The following is a 13,631-nucleotide window of genomic DNA, read 5'->3' on the forward strand; positions in this document are numbered from 1 at the left end:
GAGCCCGCGAGCCTGGTAAGACGCGAAGGCATGGAGAACGTGCTCCGCCCCCTGATCGTGCTCGGCGGCTCGGTACTGCTCACCCTGGCCATCGGCTGGGCCACGGACCGGCTGCTGCGCAAGGCCGACGAACGAAACCCCGACACACCGCTGTGGGGCCTGCTGCGGCGCGGCCGCATCCCCTATCACCTCGTCCTGTGCACCGCCCTGCTCAGAGGCTCCTACGACCACTCGAACCTGCTGCAGCGGCATCAGACCGGCGTGGGCCGGGCCCTGACGCTGGTGCTGATCGGGTCCACGGCCTGGCTGGTGATCCGGATCGCCGCCGCGGTCGTCGAGACCTCCTACGCCCGGTACGCGCGCGCCCACCCGGACGCCGCCCGGGTGCGCCGGGTCCGCACCCAGGTGGAGCTGATCATGCGGGTGGTCTCCGCGATCGTGATCGTGGTGGCGAGCGCCTCGATGCTGCTGACGTTCCCGGCGATGCGCGCGGCCGGCGCCTCGCTGCTGGCCTCCGCCGGCATCCTCGGCATCGTCGCCGGTGTCGCCGCCCAGTCGACACTGTCGAACATGTTCGCGGGGCTGCAGATCGCCTTCGGTGACATGGTGCGCATCGGCGACACGGTGGTGGTGGACGGCGAGTGGGGCACCGTCGAGGAGATCACCCTGACCTTCCTGACGGTCCGCACCTGGGACGAGCGCCGGATCACGATGCCGGTGTCGTACTTCACCTCCAAGCCCTTCGAGAACTGGTCCCGGGGCACCCCGCAGATGACGGGCACCGTCTTCTGGCACCTCGACCACAGCGCGCCGATCGAGGCGATGCGCGAGAGGCTCCGCGACATCCTGCGCCGGTGTCCGGCCTGGGACGGCCGCACCTCCAACCTCTATGTGACGGACGCCACTCCGAACACCATCCAGGTCCGCGCCCTGGTGACCGCGAAGGACGCGGACGACATCTGGACGGTCCGGGTCACGGTCCGCGAGCAGATGATCACCTGGCTGACGGCCGAACACCCCTACGCCCTGCCCCGCGTCAACACGGCGGAGGCGGCCGTCCCGCCGTGGCAGCCCGCACGCTCCCCCAACGGCTCGGCCCGGCAGCACCGTTGACGAGGGTCGCAGGGAGCCGATGTGCGCGGTGGGAGAGAAAGTCCTGGGAGCGGAAGTCTCAGCGCAGGCTCCGCACATCGAGATGCCTCAGCACCCGGTCGACGATCTCCGGATCCGCCCCCGGCTCACTCCGTGCGGCCAGCACCTCGTGCCGGGCCGCACTCATCATCTCCCCCTGGATCCGCCTCACCCGCTTCACCCGCCGCTCCCTCTGCTGATGCGCCTCCCGCCGCTCCGCCTCCCCCAGGTCCGGGCTGATCCGGATCCCGATGTCGAAGGCCCGCCGCAACATCTGCTCCGCCAGCTCCTCCGGCAACTCCTCCACCTGCTCGATCTCCCGCAGCCTCCGCCTGGCGGCCTTCGTGGCCCGTCGCGCCAGCTCCTCCTCGAACTCCTTCTCCCGCTCGGAGTCCGCCCGCACCCCGAGCCGCTTCACCAGCCAGGGCAGGGTCAGCCCCTGCAGCACCAGCGTGGCGATGATCACCCCGAAGGCGATGAAGACGATCTCGTCGCGCTTGGGAAAGGGAGATCCGTCGTCCGTCCGGAGGGGGATCGCCAGCGCCAGCGCCACCGAAGCCACCCCGCGCATCCCGGACCACCACATCACCACGGTCTCCCGCCAGCTCACCGGGATGTCCTCGTCGTAGTCCCGCCGGGCGTGCAGCCGCTTGGTCAGCCAGGTCGCGGGCATCAGCCACAGCAGCCGTACGAGGACGACGACGCAGACGATGACGGCGGCCCAGCCGAGCAGCTCGCCCCAGCGCCCGGTCGCCGTCCTGATCGCGTTGTGCAGTTCGAGACCGATCAGCCCGAAGGCGACACCGGTGACGAGCGTGTCGACGATGTCCCAGAAGGTGTACCCGGCCAGCCGGGTCATCACGTCGTCGGCGTCGGTGGCGTACTCGGCGAGGAAGAGGGCCGTGGTGAGCACGGCGAGCACCCCGGACCCCTGCAGCACCTCCGCGAGCACGTAGGAGGCGTACGGCACCAGCAGGGTCATCCCGATCTGCAGGGTGGGGTCGCCGAGCAGGTCCATCAGCTTGTTCGCGCCCCAGCCGAGCGTCAGCCCCACCGCGACCGCGACCACGGCCGACAGGACCAGGTCGAGACCGGCGTGCCAGGCCGAGAACTCCCCGCTCACGGCGGCGGCGATCGCCACGTGGTAGAGCACGATGGCCGTGACGTCGTTGAAGAGTCCCTCGCCCTCCAGGATCGACACCAGGCGGCGCGGCAGCCCGAGCTGCCCGGCGACGGCGGTGGCCGCGACCGGGTCGGGCGGCGCGATCAGCGCGCCCAGCGCGACGGCGGCGGCGACCGGCAGGCCGGGCACGATCGCATGGGCGACGGCGGCCACGCAGATCGTCGTCACGAAGACCAGGGCGACGGCCAGCAGGAAGATCGGCCGCTTGTTGGCCGCGAACTGCCGCCACGAGGTCCGGCGTACGGCGGCGTAGAGCAGCGGCGGCAGCAGTCCGGGCAGGATCAGCTCGGGCGGGATGTCCACGTCGGGCACGAAGTCGGCCACCGCCAGGACCCCGCCGAGCACGGTCATCAGCACCGGCGCCGGCAACCCGAACCGTTCGCCCACCGGGACGCTCACCAGGGCCCCGAGCAGCACCACGAACAACAGAGCCAACTGATCCACGGCCGGCGCTCCGGGGGTCGACGATCACACGGCAGGCGTCCAGCCTGCCACGGCCCTGAGCGCCCCGGCCGTCACGGCGCCTCGGCTACAGGACGCGCCGCATCGCCCGGTGCGGGATCCCGGCCTCCGGGTACTCCGGGCCGTACGCCTCGTAGCCGAGGCGCTCGTAGAAGCCCAGGGCGTGGGTCTGTGCGTGCAGGTCCACCGCGGCCAGGCCACGCACGCGTGCCGCCTCCTCGATGGCCCGCACCAGGGCCACACCGACGCCCAGCCCGCGTGCCTCACGGGCGACGGCGAGCCGCCCCAGGGAGCCCACCGAGACGTCCCCGCCGGTCTTCTCCGCGGCCGCCTCGCCGTACAGCAGGCGGCCGGTGCCGAGCGGCAGGCCGTCCTCGCGGACCGCCAGCACATGCACGGCCACGGCGTCGTACGCGTCGTACTCGATGTCCTGCGGGACGCCCTGCTCGACGACGAAGACGCTCTTGCGCACCGCGAAGCAGGCCTCGCGGTCGGCGGGGTCCTCGGCGATCCGGACGGTGTACGGCGTGCTCACGCCCACGTCTCCTCGCGGACCTGGTCGAGGGCGCTCCGCAGGTCCTCCGGGTAGTCGCAGGCGAACTCCACCCACTGCCCGTCCCCGGGGTGCTCGAAACCGAGCCGCACCGCGTGCAGCCACTGGCGGGTCAGATGCAGCCGCTTGGCGAGGGTCGGGTCGGCGCCGTAGGTCAGGTCGCCGACGCAGGGGTGGCGGTGGGCGGACATGTGGACGCGGATCTGGTGGGTGCGGCCGGTCTCCAGCTTCACGTCGAGCAGGGAGGCGGCGCGGAAGGCCTCGATGAGGTCGTAGTGGGTCACGGAGGGCTTGCCCTCGGCCGTGACCGCCCACTTGTAGTCGTGGTTGGGGTGGCGGCCGATGGGGGCGTCGATCGTGCCGCTCGTCGGGTCCGGGTGGCCCTGGACGAGGGTGTGGTAGCGCTTGTCGACCGTGCGCTCCTTGAACTGGCGCTTGAGCGACGTGTACGCGTACTCGGACTTCGCGACGACCATCAGGCCGGAGGTGCCGACGTCCAGGCGGTGCACGATGCCCTGGCGCTCGGCGGCGCCGGAGGTGGAGATCCGGTACCCGGCGGCGGCGAGGCCGCCGATGACGGTCGGGCCGCTCCAGCCCGGCGAGGGGTGCGCGGCCACACCGACCGGCTTGACGATCACGACCACGTCATCGTCGTCGTGCACGATCTCCATGCCCTCGACCGGCTCCGCGACCACCTGCACGGGCGCGGGTGCCTGGGGCATCTCGACCTCGAGCCAGGCGCCTCCGTGCACCCGCTCCGACTTGCCGACCACCGTCCCGTCGACGTGGACCTTGCCGGCCGCGGCCAGCTCCGCCGCCTTGGTGCGGGAGAAGCCGAACATGCGGGAGATGGCGGCGTCGACGCGCTCGCCCTCCAGGCCGTCGGGCACGGGCAGGGTACGGATCTCGGGAATCGTGCTCACCCGACGAGTATGCCGGACGGCTCCGACGGCCCCGAACGAGCCTGTGGACAACGCCCCCGCGACGCGGTCGGCGTCAGTCCTTGTGGACGGTGCCGTCGGGGTCCAGACCGCGGAAGGACAGCAGCACGATCAGGATGCCGCCGCACACGATCGCCGAGTCGGCCAGGTTGAACACCGCGAAGCCCCTGGGCGCGATGAAGTCCACGACCTCGCCCTGGAAGATCCCGGGCTCCCGGAAGATCCGGTCGGTGAGGTTGCCGAGCGCGCCGCCGAGCAGCAGGCCGAGGGCGACCGCCCAGGGGAAGCTGTAGAGCTTTCGGGCCAGCCGGATGATCACCACGATCACGGCGGCCGCGATGAGCGTGAAGATGATCGTGAAGGCCGCACCGAAGCCGAAGGCCGCACCCGGATTGCGGATGGCGTGCAGCTCCAGCAGGTCCCCGATCACCTCGATCGGGGCGTGGTGCTCCAGCTTCGCGACCACGATCATCTTGCTGATCAGGTCGAGGGCGTACGCGAACGCGGCCACCGCGAACAGCACCGCGATCCGGCGCCCGCGCCCGGTCCGCTGCGGCGCCGTCGCCCCCTGCTCACCCGCACCGGGCACACCGGACGTCTGCTCGCCGCTGTCGTCCGGGGTGTCCGGCGTACCGATGATGCGCTCCGCCTCTGCCACGTGAGTCCCTCAACCTAGGTGCCTGACTGAGGACGAGACTACGGCACGTCCCGGCGGGCCCTCGGTCAGGAGCGACGTTCCTGCTTCTGCTTGCACTCCACGCACAGCGTGGCCCGCGGGAACGCCTGCATGCGGGCCTTGCCGATGGGGTTTCCGCAGTTCTCGCACAGGCCGTAGGTGCCCGCGTCGAGCCGTTCCAGGGCGCGCTCCGTCTGGACGAGCATCTCGCGCGCGTTGGCGGCCAGCGCCATCTCGTGCTCGCGCGTGATGTTCTTGGTGCCGGTGTCGGCCTGGTCGTCACCGGCCCCGTCCCCGGAGTCCCGCATCAGGCCCACCAGGGAGGCCTCGGAGGAGCTGATCTCGGTCCGCAGCCGCTCCGCCTCGGACTGCAGCTCGGCACGGGCCTCCGCGACCTCTTCCGGGGTCCAGGGGTCCTCGCCCGGGCGCACCGCCAGCTCGCCGGGCTCCGCCGCGGCGCCTCGCGCCTTGGGAACGGCGGTCTGCTCCGCCGTGGCCGTGCCAGGAGTCTTCTTCGCAACCACCGTCGTGGCTCCCGTCTGCTTCGCGGCCCGCGCCGCGCCCGCTTTCTTGGCCGTGCTCTTCCCGGCAGCCCCCGTGGAGACGCCCTCGCCGGCCGTCTTCTTGCCGACGGCCTTCCTGGCAGCCCTCTTCGCGACTCCACCGGCGACGCTCTCCTCGGCGGCCGCCGCCTCGGAGGCCGCCTCCATCACCTTCTCGCCCCCCTTCTCAGCGACGGCGCCCTTCCCGGCCCCCTTCCGGCCGGCAGCGGTCCCCTTGACGCCCGCCTCGGCCGTTGCCTTCCCGGCCCCCGCCTTCGCGGCCGAGTCCTTGCCGGCCGTCTCCTTCACCGCGCCCTTCCCGGCCCCCGCCTTCGCGGCCGAGTCCTTGCCGGCCCTCTCCTTCGCCGCGCCCTTCCTGGCCGCAGCCTCCTTGGCCGCAGCCCTCTTCGGTGCCGACTCCTCGGCCGTCGTCCTCCCGGCCGCGGCCTCCTCGACCGCCCCAGCCTTGGCCGCGGCCTTCCCGGCGCCCGCCTTCTTCCCAGCCGTCTTACCAGCCGCAGCCTGCCTGGCCACCGCGTCCCCGGCCGCGGCCTTCTTGCCCGCCGTCCTCCCGGCCGCGGCCTCCTCGACCACCCCAGCCTCGGTCGCGGCCTTGCCGGAGCCCGCCTTGCCGGCGGCAGGCTTCGCGTCCGCCTCGCCGTGCGCCGTCTTCCTCCCGGTCTTCCCGGGCGACGCGCCCGCCCCGGCCTTCCCGGCAGAAGCACGTCCCGCGGCCTTCCCGGCCACCGTGCCCTTCCCGGCGTGCGCGGCGGCCGTGCCCGTCGCCGCCTCCGCCGCAGAGCCCCTCCGCGCCGTGGAGCCCCTCTTCCGCTCGCCCTCCTGCGCCGCGTCGGGCGCCCGCTTCGTGGCAGCGCCCGGTTCCTCGCCGGGCGGCTTCCCCGCCGCATCGACGGGTGCGGTGCTGGCCGGAGGGCGCTCGGAGCGTGCTGCTCCGTCGGCGCGGGTCCGGACCGTTTTCACCGGTCCCGCCCCGCCGGCCGAGGCGACACCCGCGCGCGTGGTCTTCTTGCGGCCTGCTCCCTCGGAGCGGCCGGTCGCCGGCTGCTGTACGGCGGTCTTCTTCGCCACCATGGCCGCGACCCCTTCACATATTGTGATCTTGCCCGCGAATCGTGCTGGGACGATAAATCGACTTGAGTCCCGCGGCAACGGGGCACACCGCCCGATTCGCCCGCCCGCACCCCCCGCGCAGCGGACCTGCATCCGTTGTGCCCAGCTCCCCGCCGGGTAATCCGCCGAGCCGGGCGCGCCCGGATGCGCGCACCCGCACCCCTCGCCATTCGGGTCATCCCGCCGCCGCCCCGCGGCCGCTCCGGCGGTGCCCCGCACGGGCCGCGAAAAGCGGTCGGCCGCTGTCCGTGCGGCGCCGTACACTGGGCGGAGCGAAAAGCGTGGATGGGGACGAGTAGCGACGTACGCAGCCCAGAGCGACCCGGGGACGGTGTGAGCCCGGGGGCGAGCGCGACGTGAAGATCACCCCGGAGCCGCCGGAAGAAAGCCGTGGAGGACCACGGCGAGTAGAGCCGGCTTCGCGACCCCAATGAGGGGGCCCACCGGCGCGTACGGCGCGACGAGGGGCCAAGGAGGGTGGTACCGCGGGAGCGCGCCGCACACGGCGTAGCAGGATTGAAGGCTCTCGTCCCTCCGACGGAAGGCAGCAAGTCCGTTGGAGGATGCTCGCAGATGACAGCGCCGACGTACCGCCAGGTGCCCGCCCAGGTCGACCTGCCCGCGCTTGAGCACGCCGTGCTCGACTTCTGGCGCGACCAGAAGATCTTCGCCAAGAGCCTGGAGCAGTCCGAGGGCCGCCCGGAGTGGGTGTTCTACGAGGGCCCGCCCACCGCGAACGGCATGCCCGGCGCCCACCACATCGAGGCGCGGGTCTTCAAGGACGTCTTCCCCCGCTTCCGCACCATGCGCGGCTACCACGTGGCCCGCAAGGCCGGCTGGGACTGTCACGGCCTCCCGGTGGAGCTGGCGGTCGAGAAGGAGCTGGGCTTCTCCGGCAAGCAGGACATCGAGACGTACGGCATCGCCGAGTTCAACGCCAAGTGCCGCGAGTCGGTGACCCGGCACACCGACGCCTTCGCCGAGCTGACGACCCGCATGGGCTACTGGGTCGACCTGGACGACGCCTACCGGACCATGGACCCCGAGTACGTGGAGTCCGTCTGGTGGTCGCTGAAGGAGATCTTCAACAAGGGCCTGCTGGTCCAGGACCACCGCGTCGCCCCCTGGTGCCCGCGCTGCGGCACCGGCCTGTCCGACCATGAGCTGGCGCAGGGCTACGAGACGGTCGTGGACCCGTCCGTGTACGTCCGTTTCCCGCTCACCTCCGGACCGCTCGCCGGCGAGGCCGCGCTCCTGGTGTGGACGACGACCCCGTGGACCCTGGTGTCCAACACGGCGGTCGCCGCGCACCCCGAGGTGACCTACGTGGTCGCGACCGACGGCGAGCAGAAGCTCGTCGTCGCCGAGCCGCTCGTCGCCAAGGCGCTCGGCGAGGGCTGGGAGACCACCGGCCAGTCCTTCACGGGCGCCGAGATGGAGCGCTGGACGTATCAGCGTCCGTTCGAGCTCGTGGAGTTCCCGGAGCCGGCCCACTACGTGGTGAACGCCGAGTACGTCACGACCGAGGACGGCACGGGTCTGGTCCACCAGTCCCCCGCCTTCGGCGAGGACGACCTCAGGGTCTGCCGGTCGTACGGCCTGCCGGTGGTGAACCCGGTCCGGCCCGACGGCACCTTCGAGGAGGACGTCCCACTGGTCGGCGGCGTCTTCTTCAAGAAGGCGGACGAGAAGCTCACCGAGGACCTCCAGCAGCGCGGTCTGCTCTTCAAGCACATCCCGTACGAGCACAGCTACCCGCACTGCTGGCGCTGCCACACCGCGCTGCTCTACTACGCGCAGCCCTCCTGGTACATCCGCACCACGGCGATCAAGGACCGCCTGATCCAGGAGAACGAGCACACCAACTGGTTCCCGGAGACGGTCAAGCACGGCCGCTTCGGCGACTGGCTGAACAACAACATCGACTGGGCGCTGTCCCGCAACCGCTACTGGGGCACCCCGCTGCCGATCTGGCGCTGTGCGGACGACCACCTCACCTGCGTCGGCTCCCGCGCGGAGCTGACCGAGCTGACCGGCACCGACCAGGCCGGCCTGGACCCGCACCGCCCGTACATCGACGACGTCACCTTCGCCTGCCGTCACGACGGCTGCGGCAGGACTGCCACGCGCGTGCCCGAGGTGATCGACGCCTGGTACGACTCGGGTTCGATGCCCTTCGCGCAGTGGGGCTACCCGTACAAGAACAAGGAGCTGTTCGAGAGCCGGTACCCGGCACAGTTCATCTCCGAGGCGATCGACCAGACGCGCGGGTGGTTCTACACCCTCATGGCGGTCGGCACCCTCGTCTTCGACAAGTCGTCGTACGAGAACGTCGTCTGCCTGGGCCACATCCTCGCCGAGGACGGCCGCAAGATGTCCAAGCACCTGGGCAACACCCTGGACCCGATCCCGCTCATGGACCGGCACGGCGCGGACGCGGTGCGCTGGTTCATGGCGGCCGGCGGCTCCCCCTGGGCGGCCCGCCGGGTCGGCCACGGCACCATCCAGGAGGTCGTCCGCAAGACGCTCCTCACGTACTGGAACACGGTGGCCTTCCAGGCGCTGTACGCCCGTACGTCGAACTGGGCTCCGTCCGCCGCGGACCCGGCCCCGGCCGAGCGCCCGCTGCTGGACCGCTGGCTGCTGTCCGAGCTGCACGCGCTCACGGACCAGGTGACCCAGGCGCTGGAGGCGTACGACACCCAGCGCGCCGGCAAGCTGCTCTCCGCGTTCGTCGACGACCTGTCCAACTGGTACGTCCGCCGCTCTCGCCGCCGCTTCTGGCAGGGCGACAAGGCCGCGCTGCGCACGCTGCACGAGGTGCTGGAGACGGTCACCAAGCTGATGGCGCCGGTCACCCCGTTCATCACCGAGCGGGTGTGGCAGGACCTGGTGGTGCCGGTGACCCCGGGCGCCCCGGATTCGGTGCACCTGGCCGCCTGGCCGGAGGCGGACCTCGGCGCGATCGACCCGGACCTGTCGAAGCAGATGGTCCTGGTCCGCCGGCTGGTGGAGCTGGGCCGCGCCACGCGCGCGGAGTCGGGCGTCAAGACGCGCCAGCCGCTGTCCCGGGCCCTCATCGCCGCCACCGGCTTCGAGAACCTGGACCCCGAGCTGCACGTCCAGATCACCGAGGAGCTGAACGTCTCCTCGCTGGCGTCACTGTCCGAGGTCGGCGGCTCGCTGGTGGACACCACCGCCAAGGCGAACTTCCGTGCCCTCGGCAAGCGGTTCGGCAAGCGCGTCCAGGACGTGGCCAAGGCCATCGCCGACGCGGACGCGGCGGGTCTGTCCCTGGCCCTGCGCGAGGGCACGGCGTCGGTCGAGGTCGACGGGGAGACGGTCGCCCTCGCCCCGGACGAGGTGATCATCACGGAGACCCCGCGCGAGGGCTGGTCGGTGGCGTCCGACTCGGGCGCGACGGTCGCCCTGGACCTGGAGATCACCGAGGCGCTGCGGCAGGCGGGCCTGGCCCGTGACGCGATCCGGCTGATCCAGGAGGCCCGCAAGAACAGCGGTCTGGACGTCGCCGACCGGATCGCGCTGCGCTGGACCTCCACGGACCCGGCGGTCATCGCGGCCCTGACCGAGCACAGCGATCTGATCGCCGAGGAGGTCCTGGCGACCGACTTCGGCCAGGGTGAGGCGGACGACAGCTTCGGCGAGCCGTTCACCGACGAGGGGCTGTCTCTCACGTTCCGGCTGCGCAAGGCGTAAGCGCTGATCGTTCGAAAGGGCCCGGTCTCCGAGGAGGCCGGGCCCTTCTTCCTGGGGTGCGGGGGTGCACTCTCCGGGCGCCCGCGCGGCGGAGCCGCATATCGATGCAGCCCCGCGCCATGAGGCAGCAACACGCGTAAAAAGGGCGGGGCCCCGGACCGAAGTCCGGGGCCCCGCCCTGTTGAACGCTGCCGACGCCGTTGTCGTACTAGTGGCCGCGGCCCGTCAGTTGTCGTCCTCGTCGATCAGGAACCCGCGCATCGGCGAGGGGGCCTGGCCCATCGAGGACGGACCCTGCGGACGGACCGGAGCCATCGGCTGGGTCATCGCGGGGGTCATCTGCTGCTGGCCGCCGTAGGACGGGGCGGGCGGCGCCGGGGGGCCACCCATCGGCTGGTTGCCGCCGTAGGACGGGGCGCTCGCGCCGGCCGGTGCCATGGAGGGCGCCGGGGACGGCGGGAGGGACGCGGTGGCCGGGGTGCGCGGCGGAGCCAGGGAGTCGTCGGCCTGCGTCTCCAGCTGGCGCAGCTGCGACTCCAGGTACGACTTCAGACGCGTGCGGTACTCGCGCTCGAAGCCGCGCAGGTCCTCGACCTTGCGCTCCAGCGTGGCGCGCGCGGACTCCAGGGAGCCCATGGCGACGCGGTGCTTCTCCTGCGCGTCCCGCTCCAGCGCGTCCGCCTTGGCACGGGCGTCACGCTCCAGACCCTCGGCGCGGCTGCGGGCCTCGCCGACGATCTTGTTGGCCTCGGAGCGGGCCTCGGCGATCGCCTGGTCGGCGGTCTGCTGGGCCAGCGAGAGGACACGGGCGGCGCTGTCGCCACCGGGGCCCTGACCGGGGCCGCCCATCGGACCGCCCATGGGGCCGCCCATCGGGCCACCCATCTGCTGCGGCATGGGCGGCTGACCGCCCATGGGGCCCTGACCCATCGGACCCTGGCCCATCGGTCCCTGACCCATCGGTCCCTGACCCATCTGGCCGGGACCCTGCGGGCCGCCCTGACCGCCGGGACCGGCGGGCAGCTGCGGGGCGCCGCTCGGCAGCTGGGGCGGGCCACCCATGGGGCCACCCATCTGCTGCTGCGGCGGGCCCGATATGCCGGCGGGCACCGGAGCGCCGGGACCTCGCATACCCTGCTGAGGCATACCTTGCTGAGGCATACCCTGCTGAGGCATGCCGGGCTGCTGGTCCTGCGGCTCCGGAGGCTTGCGCATGTTCTGCTGGTTCTGGGCAGCAGCGCGCGTGGCCGCGGCCAGCTTGGCGCGCAGGTCCTCGTTCTCGCGGAGCAGACGGGTCAGCTCGGCTTCGACCTCGTCGAGGAAGGCATCGACCTCGTCCTCGTCATAGCCTTCTCGGAGGCGGACGGTCGTGAACTGCTTGTTCCGCACGTCCTCGGGGGTCAACGGCATCTCTTCACCTCAACGTAGTCATCGGCAGTCGGCAAGACCGTATCGTCCACCCTCATCACAAGAAGCTCTGCACAACGGAGATGAGGATGTAGACGATGATCATCAGTACGAAGAAGGACAGGTCGAGCGCCACGCCCCCGAGACGCAGCGGCGGGATGAACCGCCGCAGAAGCTTCAACGGTGGATCGGTGACAGTGTAGGTGGCCTCAAGGACGACCACCATCGCCTTGCCGGGTTGCCACGAGCGGGCGAACTGGAAGACATAGTCCATGACCAGCCGGAAAATGAGCACAACGAGGAACACCATCAGCGCGATGTAGATCACCTGCGCGAACACGCTCATGGCCTGGACTTCCCTCTCCCCTGTTCCGTGCTTCTTTCCGGTGGTGCGTCTCAGCTCTGGTTGAAGAACCCGCCCTCTGCGATGCGGGCCTTGTCCTCCGCCGTGACATCGACGTTAGCAGGAGACAACAGGAACACCTTCTGCGTCACCCGCTCGATGCTGCCGTGAAGACCAAACACCAAACCGGCCGCAAAGTCGACAAGTCGCTTCGCGTCTGTGTCGTCCATCTCAGTCAGATTCATGATCACCGGGGTGCCCTCACGGAAGTGTTCCCCGATGGTACGGGCCTCGTTGTACGTCCGCGGGTGAAGCGTGGTGATCCGGTAAGGCTCTCGTTCCGACACGACCTTGGGCATGATCACCGGTGCGTTCTTCTCCAGGGACTGACGTTCTTGTGTGATGGATGCCACGGGCGCGATGCGCGCCGGACGTCCGGATTCCGCGGCGAGCGAAGTCGAACGGGCCACCGGTTCACGCGGTGCGGGCGGTTGCACGATTCGCGCCTCTTCGTCCCTTTGGGACTGATGTGCACTGTGCGACTGGTGTGACGATTCATGCCGTCGGTGGTCCCGCTCGGGCTCCGGGTCCAGTTCGGGCTCGAAGTCGTCGTCGGGGTCGAATCCGCGGCCGTCGTACCCATCGTCCTCCACGAGGCCGAGGTAGACCGCCATCTTGCGCATCGCGCCGGCCATGCTCTGAGTCCTCCGCTCTGTGGTGGATCGACTGACTACTGCCAAGTGCCCGCGATCCACGAGGTCGTTGTGCCCGCCTTCACAGGCACTGACCATATTTTCTGCTGTGGTCCGACTTCTTGGCGACGTTACCCGAGCCTGGGGCGGACTCCGAGTACCGCGGTGCCGACGCGCACATGTGTCGCCCCGGCAGCCACGGCTTGTTCGAGGTCCGCACTCATCCCTGCCGACACCATGGTTGCAGCCGGATGGGCGCGGCGCAGGTCAGTCGACAAAACCATGAGCCGCTCGAATGACGCCTGTTCGCGTCCCGCGTACTCCCCGGTGAGCGGAGCGACGGTCATCAGTCCGTCGAGCCGCAGTCCGGGCGAACCGGCCACGAGGGCGGCCAACTCTTCGATTCCGCCCGGCGCCACGCCACCGCGCTCGCCCCGCAGGCTCTCGCCGGCGTCGAGCGCGACCTGGATGAGACACCCCACCTCGCGCCCCACCCGCACGGCCTCCTTCGACATCGCCGTGACGAGTCGGGCGCGGTCCACGGACTGCACGACGTCGGCGTAACCGACCACGGAACGCACCTTGTTGGTCTGCAGCTGGCCGACAAAATGCCACTTCAAGGGCAGATCGGCACAAGCCGCGGCCTTCGGTGCCGCGTCCTGGTCGCGGTTCTCGGCGACATGGCGCACACCGAGTTCCGACAGAATCCGCACATCGCTCGCCGGGTAGGTCTTGGTGACCACGATCAGGGTCACCTCTCCCCGCTCGCGCCCGGCCGCCGCGCACGCGGCGGCGATGCGCTGCTCCACATTCGCCAGATTTGCGGCGAGTTCGGTCATACGGTCCGTCATGC

Annotated in this window: 11 protein-coding genes; 2 read left to right on the forward strand and 9 right to left on the reverse strand. The window is 71.0% G+C overall.

The window, feature by feature from the left end; translation table 11 throughout:
• Nucleotides 1-30 precede the first annotated feature (30 nt).
• On the forward strand, nt 31-1,113 hold the full coding sequence (locus FB157_RS01755; protein WP_145875206.1) for a mechanosensitive ion channel family protein: 1,083 nt from the start codon (nt 31-33) through the stop codon (nt 1,111-1,113).
• 58 nt (nt 1,114-1,171) lie between these two features.
• On the opposite strand, the gene FB157_RS01760 is transcribed toward FB157_RS01755, so the two are convergent.
• The 5 genes from FB157_RS01760 to FB157_RS01780 form a co-directional block, all read right to left on the reverse strand.
• Nucleotides 1,172-2,758, reverse strand: coding sequence for a Na+/H+ antiporter (locus FB157_RS01760; RefSeq protein WP_145875208.1), 1,587 nt, complete (start codon nt 2,756-2,758; stop codon nt 1,172-1,174).
• A gap of 85 nt (nt 2,759-2,843) precedes the next feature.
• Nucleotides 2,844-3,311: a GNAT family N-acetyltransferase gene (locus FB157_RS01765; RefSeq protein ID WP_145875209.1), complete on the reverse strand. Its 468-nt coding sequence runs from the start codon at nt 3,309-3,311 to the stop codon at nt 2,844-2,846.
• Nucleotides 3,308-4,252 carry an RluA family pseudouridine synthase gene (locus FB157_RS01770; protein WP_145875211.1) on the reverse strand — a complete coding sequence of 315 codons (945 nt, stop codon included), beginning with the start codon at nt 4,250-4,252 and terminating at the stop codon, nt 3,308-3,310. The genes FB157_RS01765 and FB157_RS01770 overlap by 4 nt, the downstream gene beginning before the upstream one ends.
• A 73-nt stretch (nt 4,253-4,325) precedes the next feature.
• Complete coding sequence (lspA, locus tag FB157_RS01775) at nt 4,326-4,928, reverse strand: signal peptidase II (RefSeq protein ID WP_145875212.1); 603 nt, start codon at nt 4,926-4,928, stop codon at nt 4,326-4,328.
• 65 nt (nt 4,929-4,993) lie between these two features.
• On the reverse strand, nt 4,994-6,580 hold the full coding sequence (locus tag FB157_RS01780; protein ID WP_145875214.1) for a TraR/DksA family transcriptional regulator: 1,587 nt from the start codon (nt 6,578-6,580) through the stop codon (nt 4,994-4,996).
• A 612-nt stretch (nt 6,581-7,192) separates the two neighbouring features.
• Here FB157_RS01780 and ileS point away from each other — a divergent pair.
• Nucleotides 7,193-10,336, forward strand: coding sequence for an isoleucine--tRNA ligase (gene ileS, locus FB157_RS01790; RefSeq protein WP_145875216.1), 3,144 nt, complete (start codon nt 7,193-7,195; stop codon nt 10,334-10,336).
• A 225-nt stretch (nt 10,337-10,561) separates the two neighbouring features.
• Here ileS and FB157_RS01795 read toward each other — a convergent pair whose 3' ends face one another.
• From FB157_RS01795 to FB157_RS01810, 4 genes are all read right to left on the reverse strand, one after another.
• A complete protein-coding gene (locus tag FB157_RS01795) occupies nt 10,562-11,746 on the reverse strand; it encodes a DivIVA domain-containing protein (RefSeq protein WP_145875217.1) in 1,185 nt (394 codons plus the stop codon).
• A 55-nt stretch (nt 11,747-11,801) separates the two neighbouring features.
• Nucleotides 11,802-12,089, reverse strand: a complete 288-nt coding sequence (locus FB157_RS01800; RefSeq protein WP_094220204.1) for a YggT family protein — start codon at nt 12,087-12,089, stop codon at nt 11,802-11,804.
• A 50-nt stretch (nt 12,090-12,139) separates the two neighbouring features.
• A complete protein-coding gene (locus FB157_RS01805) occupies nt 12,140-12,781 on the reverse strand; it encodes a cell division protein SepF (RefSeq protein ID WP_145875219.1) in 642 nt (213 codons plus the stop codon).
• Nucleotides 12,782-12,909: 128 nt separating this feature from the next.
• Complete coding sequence (locus tag FB157_RS01810) at nt 12,910-13,629, reverse strand: YggS family pyridoxal phosphate-dependent enzyme (RefSeq protein WP_145875705.1); 720 nt, start codon at nt 13,627-13,629, stop codon at nt 12,910-12,912.
• Between the last annotated feature and the right edge of the window lie 2 nt (nt 13,630-13,631).

Origin of the sequence: Streptomyces sp. BK340 (assembly GCF_007827595.1) — a bacterium.
Taxonomy (GTDB): domain Bacteria; phylum Actinomycetota; class Actinomycetes; order Streptomycetales; family Streptomycetaceae; genus Streptomyces.